15 protein-coding genes are annotated in these 16,388 nt (G+C 71.9%); all 15 read right to left on the bottom strand.

Annotated features, from left to right (window positions below; genetic code table 11):
* The coding region (locus tag AWZ10_RS31170; protein WP_063809807.1) for a class I adenylate-forming enzyme family protein at positions 1-1,593 on the bottom strand (1,593 nt) is incomplete at its 3' end.
* Positions 1,594-1,834: 241 nt separating this feature from the next.
* On the bottom strand, positions 1,835-2,473 hold the full coding sequence (locus tag AWZ10_RS31165) for an NAD(P)H-dependent oxidoreductase (RefSeq protein ID WP_046705282.1): 639 nt from the start codon (positions 2,471-2,473) through the stop codon (positions 1,835-1,837).
* Between the two features lie 161 nt (positions 2,474-2,634).
* Positions 2,635-3,018 (bottom strand): YybH family protein, encoded by a 384-nt coding sequence (locus AWZ10_RS31160; protein WP_046705283.1) that lies wholly within the window; start codon positions 3,016-3,018, stop codon positions 2,635-2,637.
* 34 nt (positions 3,019-3,052) lie between these two features.
* Complete coding sequence (locus AWZ10_RS31155; protein ID WP_046705284.1) at positions 3,053-3,667, bottom strand: NAD(P)H-dependent oxidoreductase; 615 nt, start codon at positions 3,665-3,667, stop codon at positions 3,053-3,055.
* 106 nt (positions 3,668-3,773) lie between these two features.
* Positions 3,774-4,898, bottom strand: coding sequence for an MFS transporter (locus AWZ10_RS31150; protein WP_052769606.1), 1,125 nt, complete (start codon positions 4,896-4,898; stop codon positions 3,774-3,776).
* A gap of 248 nt (positions 4,899-5,146) precedes the next feature.
* Complete coding sequence (locus tag AWZ10_RS31145) at positions 5,147-6,631, bottom strand: MFS transporter (RefSeq protein WP_046705286.1); 1,485 nt, start codon at positions 6,629-6,631, stop codon at positions 5,147-5,149.
* 98 nt (positions 6,632-6,729) lie between these two features.
* The gene (locus tag AWZ10_RS31140) at positions 6,730-7,215 is read right to left on the bottom strand and encodes an RrF2 family transcriptional regulator (protein WP_107084529.1); all 486 of its coding nucleotides are present in this window, start codon (positions 7,213-7,215) and stop codon (positions 6,730-6,732) included.
* A gap of 56 nt (positions 7,216-7,271) precedes the next feature.
* On the bottom strand, positions 7,272-8,873 hold the full coding sequence (locus tag AWZ10_RS31135) for an FAD-dependent oxidoreductase (protein WP_060892625.1): 1,602 nt from the start codon (positions 8,871-8,873) through the stop codon (positions 7,272-7,274).
* A gap of 6 nt (positions 8,874-8,879) precedes the next feature.
* Positions 8,880-9,680 carry an arylamine N-acetyltransferase family protein gene (locus AWZ10_RS31130; RefSeq protein WP_063776344.1) on the bottom strand — a complete coding sequence of 267 codons (801 nt, stop codon included), beginning with the start codon at positions 9,678-9,680 and terminating at the stop codon, positions 8,880-8,882.
* Positions 9,681-9,690: 10 nt separating this feature from the next.
* Positions 9,691-10,746, bottom strand: coding sequence for a 3-oxoacyl-ACP synthase III family protein (locus tag AWZ10_RS31125; RefSeq protein ID WP_046705289.1), 1,056 nt, complete (start codon positions 10,744-10,746; stop codon positions 9,691-9,693).
* Positions 10,747-10,839: 93 nt separating this feature from the next.
* Positions 10,840-12,756, bottom strand: a complete 1,917-nt coding sequence (locus AWZ10_RS31120) for an anthranilate synthase family protein (RefSeq protein ID WP_046705290.1) — start codon at positions 12,754-12,756, stop codon at positions 10,840-10,842.
* Positions 12,753-13,376 (bottom strand): isochorismatase family protein, encoded by a 624-nt coding sequence (locus tag AWZ10_RS31115; RefSeq protein ID WP_046705291.1) that lies wholly within the window; start codon positions 13,374-13,376, stop codon positions 12,753-12,755. The genes AWZ10_RS31120 and AWZ10_RS31115 overlap by 4 nt, the downstream gene beginning before the upstream one ends.
* Positions 13,377-13,466: 90 nt before the next feature.
* Positions 13,467-14,237 (bottom strand): 2,3-dihydro-2,3-dihydroxybenzoate dehydrogenase, encoded by a 771-nt coding sequence (locus tag AWZ10_RS31110; protein WP_046705295.1) that lies wholly within the window; start codon positions 14,235-14,237, stop codon positions 13,467-13,469.
* 53 nt (positions 14,238-14,290) lie between these two features.
* Entirely contained in the window at positions 14,291-15,460 is a 1,170-nt protein-coding gene (locus AWZ10_RS31105) for a 3-deoxy-7-phosphoheptulonate synthase (RefSeq protein WP_060892624.1), read from the bottom strand.
* A 120-nt stretch (positions 15,461-15,580) separates the two neighbouring features.
* Positions 15,581-16,388 (bottom strand): carboxylesterase family protein (locus AWZ10_RS31100; RefSeq protein ID WP_159058403.1); only part of this gene is annotated, 808 nt, incomplete at its 5' end.

The raw sequence follows: 16,388 nt of genomic DNA, 5'->3' as shown, positions 1-16,388 counted from the left end.
GGAGCCTGCCGTGCCCGCGTCGGCGGGGCGGGCCGTGAGGGTCTCGGCGAGCTGCCGGGCCAGTTCCAGCCGCCGGATCTTCGCGGTGGCGGTGCGCGGCAGGTCCGCGAGGCGACGCTGCACGGGTGCGCCCAGGGCGGGCTGGTCGGCGACGGCCGTCCGCCAGCGCTGAAGGTCCAGCGGTACGTCGCCGCGGGTGCACACCACCGGCACGGGGCGCTTGTCGGGGCCCGGCACGACGACGAGCTCGGTCAGCTCCTCCAGCCGGTGCAGCACCGCGTCCTCGACCTCCAGGGTGGACTCGATCCCCTCGATGACGTCGACCTCGCGGTCGAGCAGGTGCAGACAGCCCCACCGGGTGCGGTAGCCGACATCGCCGCCGCGCCACCACTCGCCGATGACCTGCTTGTCGAAGCGCTCCTGCTCGCCGTAGTACGTCAGCGCCCGCCCCGCGGTGGCCACGTCGATGTAGCCGGGGGTCTCCTTGGAGGGAGTGCCGCCCCGGGACACCAGCCGGTACTTGGTCATGCCGGGCGTGGGGTAGCCCTGGCAGCGGCCGTCCGCCTTCAGCGCGTTGCGGCGCCGGTAGGTGCGGGCGGCCAGCGGGCCGCACTCACTCTGCCCGTACACCTGGAGGAACACCGGGCTGCGCCGGTCCGAGGCGTGCAGGAACTTGTGCATCGTGCTCGGGTGGATCGCGTCGAAGGTGCTGTTGAAGTACTTGACGTTGGAGACCGGCCGGCGCGGGTCGTCCAGCATCTCCTCCCACTCCAGGAACGAGTTGGGGTGCGTCTCCAGGACACCGGGACGGTGCCTGACCAGGATGTCGGCCACGTGCGCCGGGCTGGCGTCGTTCATGAACACCATCGGCATCCCGCGCGTCTGCAGCACCGCCAGGCCCAGATACATCCGCGAATGCACGTACGACACGTGCATCGCCACGGTCTCCCGCTTGCGGATGAAGGAGACGACCTTGTCCTGCCAGTTGCCGCGGGCCCCCAGCGAACGCGCCGAGTGCACCACCAGCTTGGGAATGCCGGTCGTCCCCGACGTGTGGGTCATCAGCGCCGGCTGGTCGGGGCCGAGCAGCACCGGACGGCGCTCGGGGGCGCCCGCCAGGGAGGCGAAGGAGACGGCGCCGGGGTGGGAGCCGGTGGTGGTGATGACCCGCGCGGTCAGTTCGGCCAGCGGCAGGCCGGCCAGCTCACCGGCCAGCTTCGCCTCGTCGGTCAGCACCGTGGGCCGCTCCAGGCGTTCGAGCAGCTTGCCGATGCTCTCCCCGTCCAGGTGCGGGGAGAGCATGACCGGCACCGCGCCGATCCGGGCCGCACCGCAGGCCAGCACGGTGATGTCGAAGTTCGACGTCTTGTACACGGCCACGTGCTCGCTGGGCCGCACGCCGGCGGCCCACAACCGGTTGGCCGTCTCGGCCACATGCCCGGCGAACTCCGCGACGGTCAGTTTCTGTCCCGCCGAGGGGAAGGCCTCAAGGTCGTGGTCGAGTGAGATCGGAGTGGTGCCGAACTTCTGGGCAGCGCGCTCGGAGACGACCCCGAGGTAGAGGAACTTCTTGCTCTTCGGAACCTTGAACATAAGGACTCTTCCTCTGGTGAACCGGAACACGGAAAATAAGAACTCCCCCCGAAAACCTCGCACACCAGAGGGCCACAGAACAGAAAAAGCCGCTTAATGCGTCATCTCGCGAATACGCGCGGAACCAATACCGGCGAGAAGCCGGGGAAGAAACCGGGGGAGAAGCCGGGGAGAAAAGGGAGGAGGCCGGATCCGTGCGGTGCACGGATCCGGCCTCCTCGGCGTCTCTTCGGCAGTCCTCCTACAGCCCCTGCCTGAGCGCCTCGGCCACCTTCATGGTGCGTACGGTCTGGTAGCCGACGGCGGCGAGGTTGTCGTCGGTGACGTTCTGCGCGAGGTGACCGGGAATGGCCTGCAGGCCCGACGTGGCGCTGACCCCGTAGGGGTTGCCGTTGCTCGGTGCGAGCAGGATGTCGTCGGTCACGCCGGGCGGCACGATCACGGCCCCCCAGTGGTAGAAGACGTTGCTCAGCGACAGCAGGGTGGACTCCTGGCCGCCGTGCTGGGTGCCCGTCGAGGTGAACGCGGACATCGCCTTGTTCATCAGCCCACGCCGGGCGTGCAGTTCGAAGGTCTGGTCGATGAAGTGCTTGAGCGGGCCGGCGAGCAGGCCGTAGCGGCCCGGAGTGCCCCAGACGACGGCGTCGGCCCAGTCCAGGTCGCCGATCTCGGCCACCGCGACGTCCCGGCTGGCGGCGACGTGCTCGGTGTTCGCCTGGCTCCATTCCTTGTAGTTGGGCGCGAGCGGCTCACCGGTGATCTCCGCGACCCGGCGCAGCCGCACCTCCGCACCCGCCTTCTCCGCCGCCTCGGCAGCGGCGACAGCCAGCTTGTGGATGTTCCCGGTGGCCGAGTAATAGACGATGGCGACATTGGTCATGGACGTACTGCTCCCTCATCGGATTCGGTGCCCGCGCCGTCCTTCCGGCTGCCGGTGCATGCCCCATCGTGTCGCGGGGCCCGGCCGGGCAGCGACTTCATTCCCATAGTCCGTCAGGTACCGGCCCGTCCCGGCGCAAGCCGCCTCCCCCGGCCCGCGGCTCAGGCGCCACCGGCCTCCACACCGGGCGGGTTGTCGATGATGTAGCGCCACAGTCCGTCCGGCCCGCGGCGGGCGACGTCGGTGGCGGTGCCCTCGATGTACACCCGCTCGCCGTCCGGGCCGGCGCCGTCGATGACGAAGTCACCGATCAGCAGCGCCGTGTCGTCGTACACATAGGTGTGCCGCAGACTGATCTCGATCGGCACCCCCAGGGCCAGGAAACTGCTGGTCGCCTGCCGGCGGCCGTCACCGCTCACCACCACGCCCGGTCGCAGCACACGCACCGCCCCGGGTTCGAAGAGCCGGTCGATGGCGGCGAGGTCCTTGGCGTTGAAGGCCTCGACGAAGGTCTGGGGCAGCGTGGCCGGGTCGCTGACTGCCATGTTCTCTCCTTCAAGCGTTCTGGTCAGATGGTCCTCAGACGGCGGCCCGGACAGGTGCGGCGGCCTTCAGGGCCGCCGCGACATGGAGGGTGCGGCGGGTCTGGTAGGCGATGGCACCGACGTTCTCGTCGTGGATGAAACCGATGCGGTTGCCGGCCACGGTGCTCGCGCCGTACGGGTTGCCGTTGTTCTTCTCGTACAGCACCGGATCGGCGGAGCCGGTGGCGACGATGACCGACCCCCAGTGGCAGATGGCGTTGTGCAGCGCGAGGATCGCCGTCACCTGCCCGCCGTGCTCGGCGGAGCCGGAGGCGAAGGCGGAGACGGCCTTGTCCAGCAGCCCGCCGTGGATCGACAGCGACGAGGAGGTGTTGATGAACTGCATCAGCTGCGGCGCGGCGAGCCCGAAGTGGACGGGCGTGCCGAGCAGGATGGCGTCGGCCCACTCCAGGTCCGCCACACACGCCTCGGCTATCTCCAGGGCGTCGGCCGCGTGCTCGTCGGAGCCGGGCCGCCCCGTGGCGGCGGTCTCCGGCACCCGGCGCAGCCGTACCTCGGCGCCCTGTTCGGCGGCGGCGTCGGCCGCGGCCCGGGCGAGCCGGTGGGTGGAACCGGTGGACGAGTAGTAGATGACGGCGACGTTGGTCATGTGGGTGGCTCCCTGGGCGTAGCCGGTGAATCGGCTTGGAGTGCGGGGACGTTCGGCATCGTGGCCGACCGCCCGGCACGGCGGCAACGAAGTGCCCGCGAGTGCGTCAGGTCGTGCGGGAGGCGCGCAGGACACCGGCGGTGGCGGCCGCCAGCGCCAGGGCCAGGAACAGCGCCAGCGAGGAGAAGTCCGAGAAGCCGACGGCGAGCTGGGCGCCGGCGCCGGCCCCGACGTTGAGGGTGAAGCCGTACACCGCGATCGCGGTGGTCTGCGCGGCCCCCGCCCGGGCGCCGACGCTCTGGATGAGCGCCGGACCGAGCGTGGAGAACCCCGCCATGAACGCGAACAGGGCGGCTCCCAGGGCCAGGGCGCTGTCGGCGCCCCCCGCCGCGGCCAGCATCGCAGCGGTGGTGACCACCAGGGCCCCGCCCGCCCGGCGCGCCGCGGAGAACCGGCTCAGGGCCGGGGCGAGCAGGACGGCGGCCAGCAGCGCCGGCAGGGCGCTGGCGCGCAGCGCCAGCAGGGCCGGGCCGTCGTCCGCCATGCCTGCGGGGCCGTGGAGCTGCACACCGGTGTAGGCGGCCGTGAGGCTCGCCGCGCCGACCATGATGACCAGGTACAGCGTGACCATCCGCCCGCCCAGGACGGCCCGCAGCCCGGAGCCCGCGGCCGGCTCCGCCCGGCCGGCGTCCCCGCGCTCCTGGGGCAGCAGCACACGCCAGGAGACGGCGGCACCGACCAGCAGCAAAGGCACGGTCCCCCAGAACACCCACGTCCAGCCGAACAGCGACGCCACGAGCTGGGCCTCGGCCTGCCCGATCACCACGGTGGCGCCCATGCAGGCGGAGACCACGGTCAGGGCCAGGGCGACCCGGTGCGGGGCCATGCGGGCATGCAGATACGCGTACGACATGGGGATGAACGAGCCCGCGAACAGCCCCTGCAGGGCGCGCAGCGCGACTCCGGTGCCCAGCGACGTCACCAGCGGCAGCAGGGCCGTGACCACGGCCATGGCCAGGACGCTGGTGACCATGACGGTACGCCGCCCCCAGCGGGTGGCCAGCGGGCCGCTGATGAGCGACCCCGCCGCGTGGGCGAACGCGAACGCCGTGGTCGACAGCGCTGCCGACTCCGTCCGCACACCCCAGGCGGCGGCGAGTTCGGGCATGAGCGGAATGGTGACGTACATCTGTCCGACCACGAGCACGCCCATGAGGGACACGGTCGTCACGGTCGCGGCGAACGGGGCTGTCCGTGACGTCGCCGAAGGCACTTCGGCAACCGATAATTTCGACATACACCGATCCTGCGGGGGATGCCGCAGCCCCGGCAATCGAACGGCCCGATATGCGTCAAGTCCCCGGGCGCCGGCGTTGAATCTGTCCGCGGAAATGCCGAACCCCCGCACCCGCGGGGGAACGAAACAGTGCGAGGGGCCGGCAGCCGGCGCACCCGGATGGGGTGCGCCGGAGATGGGGGTCAGACCTGAGCGGTCTGCGGCTCCTCACTCGCGGCGGTCGCGGCCGAACCCCCGGCCACGGCCCGCCCCTTGGCCGGCTTCTGCAGCCCCAGGGAGATCAGCGCGGTCAGCGCGATACCGACCGCGGCGATGAACACCGCCGTGCGCAGACCGTCGTTGGTGGCCGCGCGCAGCGCCTCGCCCTGCAGACCCTCCAGACCGGAGTTGGCGACGGCGACGAGGACGGCGAGACCGACCGCACCGCCGATCTGCTGCGTGGTGGAGGCCATACCGGAGGCGATGCCCTGCTCCATCGGGTCCACACCGACCGTGGCCGCGCCGAACATCAGGGTGTAGCCGGCGCCCTGGCCCAGACCCAGGACGACCATGCCGGGGATCAGGGAGACGTAGGAGCCGTCGGTCGCCAGCGTCAGACCGACGATCACCGTGCCGGCCAGACCCACCAGCAGGCTGGCGATCATGATGGCGCGCAGACCGAACCTCGTGGCCAGACGGCCGGCGGTCTGGGCGCCGATGGAGATGGCGACCATGGGGACCAGGAACGCCAGTCCCGTCTCCAGCGCGTTGTAGCCGTGCACGCCCTGGAAGTAGACGGTCAGGAAGTACAGCAGGGAGCCGAACGTCGCCATGTAGAAGAAGGTGACCGCCGCGCCGGTGCTCAGGTTCCGGTTGCCGAACAGCCGCAGCGGCATCAGCGGGTCCTTGCTGTTCTTCTCGATGACGAAGAACGCCGCCAGCAGCGCGGCGCCCAGGACGAGCGCGCCGACGATGACCGACGAGCCCCAGCCCGACTCCGGGCCCTGCACCAGGGCGAAGACGACGGAGGTGGTACCGACGGTGGCGGTGAGCGCGCCGGCCAGGTCGAAGGAGCGGCCCGAACTGCTCAGCGTGTCGCGGGAGATCAGCGGGAAGGCGAACAGGATGGCGATGACGGCGAGGGGGACGTTGACGTAGAAGACGGACTCCCAGCCGAACGCCTCGGTCAGCACACCGCCCAGCAGCGAGCCCAGGATCATGCCGGAACCGCCGGCCGTGCCCCACACGGCGAAGGCGCGGTTGCGCTCCTTGCCCTCGGCGAACTTGGTGGACACCAGCGTCAGCGTCGCGGGGAAGAGGAACGCGCCGCCGATGCCCTGCACCGCCCGGGCCGCCATCAGCACGGCAGGCTCGGTGGCCAGGCCGCCGGCCAGCGAGGACACCCCGTACAGGGCCAGTCCCAGGACGAAGATGCGGCGCGGCCCCCACAGGTCGCAGGCCCGGCCGCCGAGCAGCAGGAACCCGCCGAAGGCGACCGCGTAGGCGCTGATCACCCACTGCAGGGTCTGGGAGGTGAACCCGAGAGCGTCACCGATCTCGGGGAGCGCGACATACACGATGTTGTAGTCGATGGAGATGATCAGCTGGGCGAACGCCAGCAGCGCCAGGAGGAGTCCGGGGCGCCGGCGCGATGCCTCGGGGGCGGCGCCTGTGGCCGAAGACGGCATGACTGTGCCTTTCACTACAGGGGTCGGAAAAAAAGGGAGGGGCGCGCGGGGCGCCGCGCCGGGAACGAACAGCCCGGCGCGTGGTGCGGGGGGTGCACTCAGTCCTGGTCGAACCAGTTGCGTACGTGGTGCGGTGCTGCGGGGTCGGCCTGTCGCACGGTGTCCGCCAGCTCGGCGATCGTCCGGCCCGCGAGCCGGTGCCGCCAGGCCAGTTCCGCGCCGGCGAAGGCCTGGGCCACGGTGCAGGGGGTGCGCCGGCCGGCCGCGTCGGCGAGCCGGCCGGCCGGGCCGTTGTGACGGATTCCCGTGCACAGAAAGGCCCGTGCCGCACCGTCGATGGCCGTGGCCACGTCCATCAGGCTGATGTCGTCCGGCTTTCGGCCGAGCCGGTATCCGCCACGGGGGCCGGAGCGGGACGAGACGATGCCGGCTCGTCCCAGTGCGTTCATCTGCTTGTTCAGGTAGGCCGGCGGCAGAGCGTGGAACGCTGCCAGTCTGGCCGCCGGCACCACCTTGTCAGGAGAGAGCCAGGACAGGTTGATGCAGCAGTGCACCGCCCATTCCACGCCCTCTCTCAGCTTCATGTCCTGGACATTACGCATCGACGATGTCCGCGGTGAAGGCCGCGCTTCTTTTAATGTCAGGTCGCGTTCGGGGCGGCCGGCCGGGCCGTCAGGGACGCTTTCAGCTCCGCCTCCAGACGGCCGAGGTCGGCCTCGTGGCCGTGCGCGGCGATGTGCCCGTCCGGCCGCACCAGCCAGTAGCCCGCACGGCGGCAGCCGGTGGCCAGGGCGCTCTCCGGGCGGCGCAGCACCACCGTGCGCAGCAGCCGTCCGTAGCGGGCGGCGACGTGCCCGGCCTCGGTGCGCCAGGAGTCCGAGGGCGGGGCGAGGACCAGGGTCCAGCCGTGCGGATCGGTGCCGGGGCCGCTGATGTGGTGGGCGAGGGCTGCCCGCCGCGGGAAGACCGCGCCCTCCTGCAGGCCGCCCGGGATCCGGCCAAGGACCCGGCAGCCGGCTGGCCCCGAGGGCCGCTGGGTGGCACGCACCGGCGGGTAGGCCAGACGCCGGCCGGCCATCACCGGCGTGTAGTACCGCGACACCACGCCGCTGCGGTCGAGCAGTTTGAAGGCGGTGTCCCGGGCGAGCACCTTGGCCGGGCTGCGGGCCACCCAGGCGCGGGTCTGCAGGTCGGTGTCGCGCACGATCTGGCGGGTGGCCTCGGAGCGCTCCGTGCCGTAACTGGCCAGGAGGGAGGCCGGTGAGGCGCCGCGGATGACGGCGGCCAGTTTCCAGGCGAGGTTCTGGGCGTCCTGCAGGCCGTTGTTCATGCCCTGGCCGCCGGCCGGGCTGTGCACGTGCGCGGCGTCGCCGGCCAGGAAGACGCGCCCGACGCTGAAGTCGGACGCGTGACGGGCGTGTACGCGGAAGACGGCCTGCCACACCGCCTCGGTCAGCCGTACCCCGCGCGGCCCCCGCTCGTCGAGGATCTCCTGCATCAGCTCCAGGGAGACCTCACGCCGGCCCTGCGGCATGACGGACAGGAAGCGGTGGATGCCGCCGGGCATCGGCACCACGACCAGGGCGCCGCCGGCCGCCTGGTAGAACAGGCACTCGTCTCGCGGGAGGTCGCCCTCGGTCCGCGCGTCGACGAGCGCGAACGCCATCTCGTAGGTACTGCCCGAAAAGCCGATGCCGAGCTGGCCGCGGACCGCGCTGCCGGCCCCGTCGGCGCCGACCACGTAGGGCGCCCGGATGCGGCCGACGCTGCCGTCGGCCAGCTCCACGACGGCCGTGACACCGTCGGTGGCGGCGAGGTCGCCGGAGAAGTCCACCCCTTCCAGGGCCAGCAGCCGCACCCCGCGCTCCACCTTGCCGCCGAGTTCGGCCAGACGCTCGGCGAGCAGGCGCTCGGTCACGTGCTGCGGCAGCACCCGGCAGGCGGTGTCCTCCTCCAGGGGGAAGGAGGCGAGCGGCTTGCGGTCGGAGAAGTAGCTGAGCCGGTTGATGCGCAGGGACTCGCGGTGGACGGCATCGCCGAGCCCGGCGTCCTGGAGGATGTCCAGGGCGCGGGGCCACACCGACAGTGCCTTCGGTGTCGTCGACGCGGCCCGGGCACGGTCGATGACCCGCACCCGTATGCCGCGGCGCAGCAGTTCCACGGCCGTCAGCAGGCCGGTGGGCCCGCCGCCGACGACCAGTACGTCGATGTCGGGCGGGCCGGTGGTGGTGATCTCGCTCATCGCTCTTCAGTCCGTCCGCACGCCGGCGGTGACGCCGCCGGCGGGCCGGTCGGGCAGCCGGTCCAGGTGGATGCCGAAGTACTTCTCGTAGGCCTGAAGTGCCTCGCTCTCGCCCTCGAGGGTGTGCTTGGAGCGCTCCTCGCCCGCGACCATGCTGATCTGGGCGTTGCCCTTGAGGGTGACCAGGCCGTCGGGGGTGCGGATGGAGCAGAACAGGCCCTGCAGGAACGAGGAGTCGGGCGAGGTGCGGTACCACCACAGGGTCGGGGCGAAGTCGGCGATCTGCACCGGCCGGTCCGCGACCCGGTAGAGGGGCTTGCCGCCGAGGTACACGTCGACGACGCCGTCGCCCGCGTCGTGCAGCTGGTAGTCGCCGTGCGGGTCGTGCTGCACCTCGCGGGAGGCCAGGTTCAGCGGGAAGCGGCTGTTGCGGCCGAAGCCGACGTCGACCAGCCAGTCCTGTCCGTCGGCCCTGACGCGCAGCGCCAGGTGGCCCAGGAAGGGGCCGAGCCCGTCGGGGCGGTGCACCCAGCCCGGCAGGATGTCGAGCTCGTAGCCGAGCGAGGTCAGCAGGAACGACAGGGCGGGGTTGACTTCGTAGCAGCCGCCGCCCCGGTTCTTGCGGACGATCTTCTCCAGGACGCGTTCGTCCATGAAGATGTCTTCCCCGAGGTGGTAGTCGAGGTTCTCGAAGGGGACCGACAGGATATGACGCTCCATCAGGTGACGGAGTCCTGCCAGGTCCGCGCGGTGCGGCCGGTCCGCTTCGATCCGGCGCAGGTAGTCGTCCATGATGTTGTCCGGCATCACCGTCTCCTTAGACGTGCGGGGTGCTGTGTGAGGGGTGGTTGCGCTGCCAGCGCAGCAGTGACAGGCCCATGGCCATGCCGCCGCCGAAGCCGGCCAGCAGGATGAGGTTTCCGTCGCTCAGCCGTCCCGAGCGGGCCGCGAGGTCGAGGGTGATGGGGACCGAGGCGGCTCCGGTGTTGCCGAAGTCCTCGTAGCTGAGCCGTGTGCGGCCGGCCGGGACGCCGAGCGAGGCCGAAAGGTCCTCGAGCATGCGCCCGTTGGCCTGGTGCGGTACGAAGTGGTCGATGTCTTCGATGCAGAAGCCCGCGCCGGTCACGAAGGCCCCGATGGCCGGGGCGACCGTGGCATCGACGAACTCGCGCACACCGCGCCCGTTCATGGTGAAGTAGTGCAGGCCCTGGGCGAGGGTCTCGGGCGTCGCCGGCAGGCGGCTGCCTCCGGCGGGCACCTCGATCAGGTCGCGCTCGGCGCCGAACCCCGCCAGTTGTCCGGCCAGCAGGCCGCGGGCGGGCCGGGCCGGGCCCAGCACCACCGCTCCGGCTCCGTCCCCGAAGAGGATGGCGGTGCGCCGGTCGGCGGGGTCCAGGATGCGGGAGTAGATGTCCGCGCCGATGACCAGCGCGTAGGGGGAGTCGGAGCCCGCCAGGATGTGCGCGGCCGTGTTCAGTGCGAAGACGAAGCCGCTGCAGACGGCGTTGACGTCGAAGGCGGCGGGCCCGTGGCCCGCGCCGAGGCCGTCGGCCACCACACAGGCGGTGGGCGGCTGCGGCGAGTCGGGCGTCGAGGTCGCCACGATGATCAGCGAGAGGTCCGCGGCGGTGATGCCGGCGGCCTCCAGCGCGGCCCGGCCCGCGGCGACGGCCAGGTCGGACGTCGCCTCGTCCGGTTTGGCCCGGCGCCTGTTGCGTATTCCGGTCTTGCGGTGGATCCATTCGCCGCTGACCCCGGCGGCGGCGGCGACCTCGTCGTTGCCGACCGCATGGGAGGGCAGACAGGAACCCGTGCCCAGGATCGCGATGCCGGCGGGCCTGCGGGTTGAGCGAGCCGTACCCGTGGTGATCATGTGTGACCCTTCGGTTGAGAGTTCGGTCCTCCCGCAGCAGATGGTCCCGAGGGCGTCCGGTCGGGGGCAAAGCCCGGCCGCCGACAGCGGTGGTCAGTCGGCCACGGCCAGGCGGGAGCCGGCCAGCAGACCGTGCACGAGGTCGCCGGTGATCCCGACACCGTTCTGGGTCAGTACGGACTCCGGATGGAACTGCATCGACGCGAACCGCGCGCCGCGCAGCGCGTGGACCTCGAGGCTCTCGGTGTCCCGGGCGATCTCCACGACCCCGGCCGCGTCCGTCTCCGTCTTGTCCTCGCAGCTCACGGCCGCGAACGTGTTGTAGAAGCCGACCCGTTCGCGCCGGCCGAACAGGTCGATGTCACGCTGGACACCCTGGTTGGGGACGGCTCTGCGCCGCAGGTCCAGGCCGAGACGGCGGCTGAGCACCTGGTGGCTCAGGCAGATCGCCAGGAACGGCCGCTGCTCCTTGAGCAGTGTGGTGATCGTGCGGTCCAGGTGGGCGATCTTGGGGTGGGAGAGATCGCCCGGGTCGCCGGGGCCCGGGCCCATCACCACCAAATCGTGGCCGGCGAGCCGGTAGGGCTCGTCGAACCGTTTCACCGTCACCTGCAGCCCCAGGGAGTGCAGCTGGTGCCCGATCATCGAGGTGAAGGTGTCCTCCGCGTCCACCACGAGGACCTTCAGCCCGGGCGGCAGCGGCCGTTCGGCGGCCGGCGGGCCGCCTGCGAGCCAGAACCCGGCGATGGTCTCGTTGCGCTGCTCCAGCGCCCTGCGCACCTCGGGATGGGCGGCGAACCGGGTCGGGCCCTGCCCCTCCAGCGCGGCGAGCAGCCCGGCGGCCTTGGCCCGGGTCTCGGCCACCTCCGACAGCGGATCGGAGTGGCGTACCAGCGTGGCTCCGACACCGATGCGGACCTGCCCGGCCGCGTCGATGTCGGCGGTGCGGATGCAGATCGCGGAGTCCAGGGCGAACCCGCCCGCCGCGTCGCGGCCCATCAGGGCGACCACGCCGCTGTAGTAGCCGCGGCCGCTGTGCTCGTAGCGGCCGATGACCCGGCAGGCGCTCTCCAGCGGGGAACCGGTGACCGTCGGCGCGAACATCGTCTCGCGCAGCACGTCCCGCGGGTCGATGGCGGTGCGTCCTTCGATGAAGTACTCAGTATGGGCCAGACGGGCCATCTCCTTGAGGAAGGGGCCGCTGACCCGGCCGCCGTCCGGGCAGATCCGGGCCATCATCTTCAGTTCCTCGTCCACCACCATGTACAGCTCGTCGGTCTCCTTGCGGTCGGCGAGGAAGTCCATCACCTCGGGCAGGGTGGGGCCGGAGGCCGGGTAGCGGTAGGTGCCGGAGATCGGGTTCATCACGGCCGTGCCGTCCTGCACGCTGATGTGCCGCTCGGGTGTGGCACCGACCAGGGTGCGCGTTCCGGTGTGCACGACGAACGTCCAGTACGCGCCCTTCTCGCGCTGAAGGAGCCGCTTGAAGAGGGTCAGGGCGCTGCGCGGGGAGTATGCGCCGATGTCCAGGACGAAGGTCCGCTTGATGACGAAGTTCGCGCCCTCGCCGGTGCCGATCTCGTCGGCGATGATGCGGCGGACGGTCTCGGCGTAGGCGTCGTCGTCCACGTCGAAGTGGGCGCCCGAGGTACGGATGTTCTCCTCGGGCAGCCGTGCGAGCACGGTGCCCAGGCCGGCGCTCTCCTGCCGGGTGATGCTGAGGGCCACCAGGGGGGTGTTGTCGTCGTGGGCGGTGAAACCCCGCTCGGTGATCTGCCGGTAGGGCACGAGGGCGAGCACGTCGTGGCGGGGGCCCTCCGCGCTCCCGGGCTCGGGCAGCGGGATGTCGGACAGGGTCTGGGGGTGCGACACCTCGCCGACGAGGATGTCGACCAGCTGGGGGCCGTTCGCCTCGGGCCGGTGCAGCAGGGCGAACGGGCCGGGTTCGGCGCCGAGGATCTCGTCGAGGAGCGTGGCGTTGGGCGGCCCCTCGGGGCGGGTGCCGGTCATGACAGGGCCTCCTTGGCGGTGGTGACGACCGCGCAGCGCGCGGCCGCGTACTCCAGGGCCATCCGGTGCTGGCTCTCGGTGAAGTCGGCGACGGCGTCGGCGATCACGAACGTCTCGATGTCGTGGCTGAACGCCTCCACGGCCGTGATGAGCACGCCGACGTGGGCGTAGACCCCGCAGACCAGGAGCTGGTCACGCTGGTGGAAACGCATCCGGGTGAGCAGGTCGGTGTGGTGGAAGGCGCTGTAGCGCCACTTGGTCACCAGCCAGTCCCCCTGGCGGGGGGCCAGGGCGTCGACCACGGCACGGTCGGCCGGGGCGGGACGCATGCCCGGGCCCCAGAAGTCCTTGAGCAGGCCCCGCTGGTGGGCGCTCATGCCGCCGGGCTGGGCGGTGTAGGCGACGGGGATGCCGAGCCGGGCGCACTCTTCGCGCAAATGGGCCGCGTTCGCCACGAGCTGGCTGCGCAGCGGCTCGGGAAACGGCTCGAGGAAGTAGCGCTGCATGTCGTGGACGAGGAGCACCGCGCGTGCCGGGTCCACGCTCCACGGCGCGGTGTTCGCCGGCAGCTGTGACGAGGAGGGCAGGGGGTACGACTCGATGGTCGGAAGTCCGGCCATGGTGGTCTCGGTTCCTTTCTCCGCGGTGTGCGCCGCCCGCCGCCGCGTCAGGCGCGGCCGGCGGCGACAAAACCGTGCTGCGGCACAGGGCTAGGCGCCGAGCGCCGCGCCGCCGTCGACGGTCAGGGTGTGCAGGGTGATGTGGGAGGCCTGGTCGGACAGGAGGAAGGCCACGGCGCGCGCGACGTCGCCCGGCTGGGCGAGCTTGCCCAGCGGGATGCCGACGCGGAAGGCGTCGAGGTTCCCGGCGACGGTGGCGCGCGGACCGGATTCGTCCTGCCACATGGAGCTCAGCATCGGGGTGTCGGTGGAGCCGGGGGCGACGATGTTGCAGCGGATGCCGTGCCGGGCCACCTCCAGGCCCAGGCTCTTGGTGAACATCTCCGCCGCCGCCTTGGAGGCGGCGTACGCCGCCATTCCGGTCCGGGGGGTGGCGGCGGCGTTGGAGGCGACGGTGACCACCGCCCCGCGGCCGCGCGGCACCATACGGGCGACGACGGCGCGTGAGAGATGGAAGACGCCCGTGGTGTTGACGGCGAAGGTGCTGTTCCAGTCGTCGTCGCTGAAGGTGGACACCTCGCCCAGGCGCAGCACCCCCGCCGCGTTGACGAGGAAGTCGATGGGGCCCAGGCGCGCTTCGATCTCGGCGACGACCTCGTCCACCGCCCGGCTGTCGGTCACGTCCGCCGGGAACGGCGCCACCGGCAGCCCGTCCGCGCCCAGTTTCTCGATCATCTCGCCGAGCTGGGCGGCATCGCGGTCGACCGCGGCCACCGCGGTGCCCTGTTCACCCAGGACACGGGCGACGGCGGCGCCGATACCGCCGGCGGCTCCGGTGACCAGCGCCAGTCTGTTCTCCATGTCGTGCCTCTCCTTCACATGCCGTGCGGGCAGGGGCTGTTCGGTGCGGCCGCTCACGACTGCCAGGCGGACACCACGGAGATGCCCTGGCTGACGTTGAGCCGCGGGTCGCACAGGCTCTGGTAGGCGTCACCGACGAGGCCGGCGGCCCGCGCGTCGCTGACGCACTCCATGACCGCGTCCGGCGTCGTCTCCAGGTGCAGGCCGCCGGCGATGCCGCCGCCCGCGGTCACCGCGTGGTGGAAGGCGACGACCTCGCGTTCGGCCGCCTCCACGTAGCGGGTCTTGAACCCTCCCGGGGTGGTGACGGTGTTGCCGTGCAGGGGGTCGGTCAGCCAGATCACCGGGTGGCCCGCCTTGCGTACGGCCTCGACCAGCGGGGGCAGGGCGTCGGCCACCGCGTCGGCGCCCATGCGGGCGATGAGGGTGAGCCGTCCCGGTTCGCGCCGCGGGTCCAGGCGCCGGCACAGATCCAGCAGTTCCTCCGGGGTGATGCCCGGGCCGACCTTGCAGGCCACCGGGTTGACCACGCCGGTGAGCAGGGCGACGTGCGCGCCCTCGGGCCGGCGGGTGCGCTCTCCGATCCACGGCCAGTGCGTCGAGGACAGCACCAGTCCGTCGCTCTCGTGCCGCAGCAGGGGCACTTCGTAGTCGAGGAGCAGGGCCTCATGGCTGGTCCAGACAGCGGGGTCGATGAGGTCCGTGCCGCGGGCGCGGTGCCAGTTCAGGTGGTGCATGATCTCGTCGGCCGCCATGTACCCGGTCAGCAGGCGCAACGGATCGGGGCGGCGCCCCTCGGGGGTGGGCTCGGGGTTGTTGACCATGTGGCCGCGGTAGACGGGCAGTTCGACGCCGCCGATCAGCTCGGTCGGTTTCGAGCGCGGCTTGCCGAACTGTCCCGCGATACGGCCCACCCGTATCACCGGCTTGCCGGTGACCAGCCGCAGCGCCCCGGCCAGCAGGTCGAGCACGGCCGCCTTGCGCGCGACGTGCTCGGCGGTGCATTCGTCGGGGTCCTCGGCGCAGTCCCCGGCCTGCACCACCAGGGCCTCGCCGGCCGCCACCCGGGCCAGGTGGCCGCGCAGGGCACGGACGTCGTCCGCGCGCACCAGCGCGGGCCGGCTCGCCAGATCCGACCGGACCCGGCTCACCTGCGCCGGGTCGTCCCAGACCGGCTGCTGAGGGGCGATCTTCCATTCGAGGTCGAGCAGTGGATAGTCCACGGATGTCTCCAGACAGGGAATACGGACGGTGGGGAGAGAACACGGCATGGCTGCCGCGGTGTTCGCACGATCGGGGAGAAGGTCGAAGGGCCCGGCCGGGGGCGGCACGGGGCGGCCGGGTCAGAAACGGGGCGTCCAGCCCACCGCGTCCCAGAACCCGAGCTGGGCGAGCTTGGGGGTGTGCGTGATCTCGGCGATGCCAGGACCGCCCAGGACCAGGGTGCTGGGCGCGTCGGGCGTGAACGGCGGCCAGCCGCAGGTGTTGGGGGTGTCGGGCACGGAGGTACGGGCGAAGGCCGCCACGGCGTCGATGAGGATGTCCGACAGCAGCCTCTCCACGGGGCCCGCGCCGGCGACGGGCGCGAACTGCGGGAGCCGGTGGGTGCCGAACAGGAACGGTGAGGTCGCCTCGTGCGGGGTGCCGAAGTGCGGCGCCAGCGCCGGGTGGGCGAACTCCATGGCGTACAGGGGGCCCGCGCCCAGACGGGCATGGCGCTCGGCGGACCGGACGATCTGGTGCCGGAACAGCGCGTCACCCCAGATCTCCGTCCACAGCGACAGCGGATCGCCGGGCAGGGCGGCGTCCCGTGCGGCGTCCCGGTAGGCGAGGGTGCAGGCGTCGGCGAGGTCGTCGCCCGCCTCCGGCCGCACGAGCCGCAGCACATCGCGCACGGCCCGCCGCAGAGCGACGGCGTCCCGCGGCGCGGGCAGGGGCTGGGGGGAGGCGGGTCCGGTGTAGAAGGAGCCCTCGGTGCTGGTGTGGACCGACAGCACGGGCACGTCGGGTGCCGGCAGCGCGTGGTCGGGCCCGGGCATGATGCGCCCGTCGACGACCGGCCCGCGGTACCAGCGTCCGCTGGTGACGATCCGGTCCTCGGGGCGCGGCGCGAAGATCTCCTCCCAGGCCGCGGCGAGCGCGCCGGCCGGC

Origin of the sequence: Streptomyces europaeiscabiei (genome assembly GCF_001550375.1) — a bacterium.
GTDB lineage: Bacteria > Actinomycetota > Actinomycetes > Streptomycetales > Streptomycetaceae > Streptomyces > Streptomyces europaeiscabiei.
Note: the sequence above shows the minus strand (reverse complement) of the source record. Positions and strands in the feature narration are given on the sequence as shown.

Excerpts from the sequence above, each read along its gene's own strand:
- AWZ10_RS31110 (WP_046705295.1), bottom strand. The coding sequence starts at position 14,237 with ATGGAGAACAGACTGGCGCTGGTCACCGGAGCCGCCGGCGGTATCGGC.
- AWZ10_RS31145 (WP_046705286.1), bottom strand. The coding sequence starts at position 6,631 with ATGCCGTCTTCGGCCACAGGCGCCGCCCCCGAGGCATCGCGCCGGCGC.
- AWZ10_RS31140 (WP_107084529.1), bottom strand. The coding sequence starts at position 7,215 with ATGAAGCTGAGAGAGGGCGTGGAATGGGCGGTGCACTGCTGCATCAAC.
- AWZ10_RS31165 (WP_046705282.1), bottom strand. The coding sequence starts at position 2,473 with ATGACCAATGTCGCCATCGTCTATTACTCGGCCACCGGGAACATCCAC.
- AWZ10_RS31115 (WP_046705291.1), bottom strand. The coding sequence starts at position 13,376 with ATGGCCGGACTTCCGACCATCGAGTCGTACCCCCTGCCCTCCTCGTCA.
- AWZ10_RS31125 (WP_046705289.1), bottom strand. The coding sequence starts at position 10,746 with ATGATCACCACGGGTACGGCTCGCTCAACCCGCAGGCCCGCCGGCATC.
- AWZ10_RS31130 (WP_063776344.1), bottom strand. The coding sequence starts at position 9,680 with ATGCCGGACAACATCATGGACGACTACCTGCGCCGGATCGAAGCGGAC.
- AWZ10_RS31160 (WP_046705283.1), bottom strand. The coding sequence starts at position 3,018 with ATGGCAGTCAGCGACCCGGCCACGCTGCCCCAGACCTTCGTCGAGGCC.
- AWZ10_RS31120 (WP_046705290.1), bottom strand. The coding sequence starts at position 12,756 with ATGACCGGCACCCGCCCCGAGGGGCCGCCCAACGCCACGCTCCTCGAC.
- AWZ10_RS31155 (WP_046705284.1), bottom strand. The coding sequence starts at position 3,667 with ATGACCAACGTCGCCGTCATCTACTACTCGTCCACCGGTTCCACCCAC.
- AWZ10_RS31135 (WP_060892625.1), bottom strand. The coding sequence starts at position 8,873 with ATGAGCGAGATCACCACCACCGGCCCGCCCGACATCGACGTACTGGTC.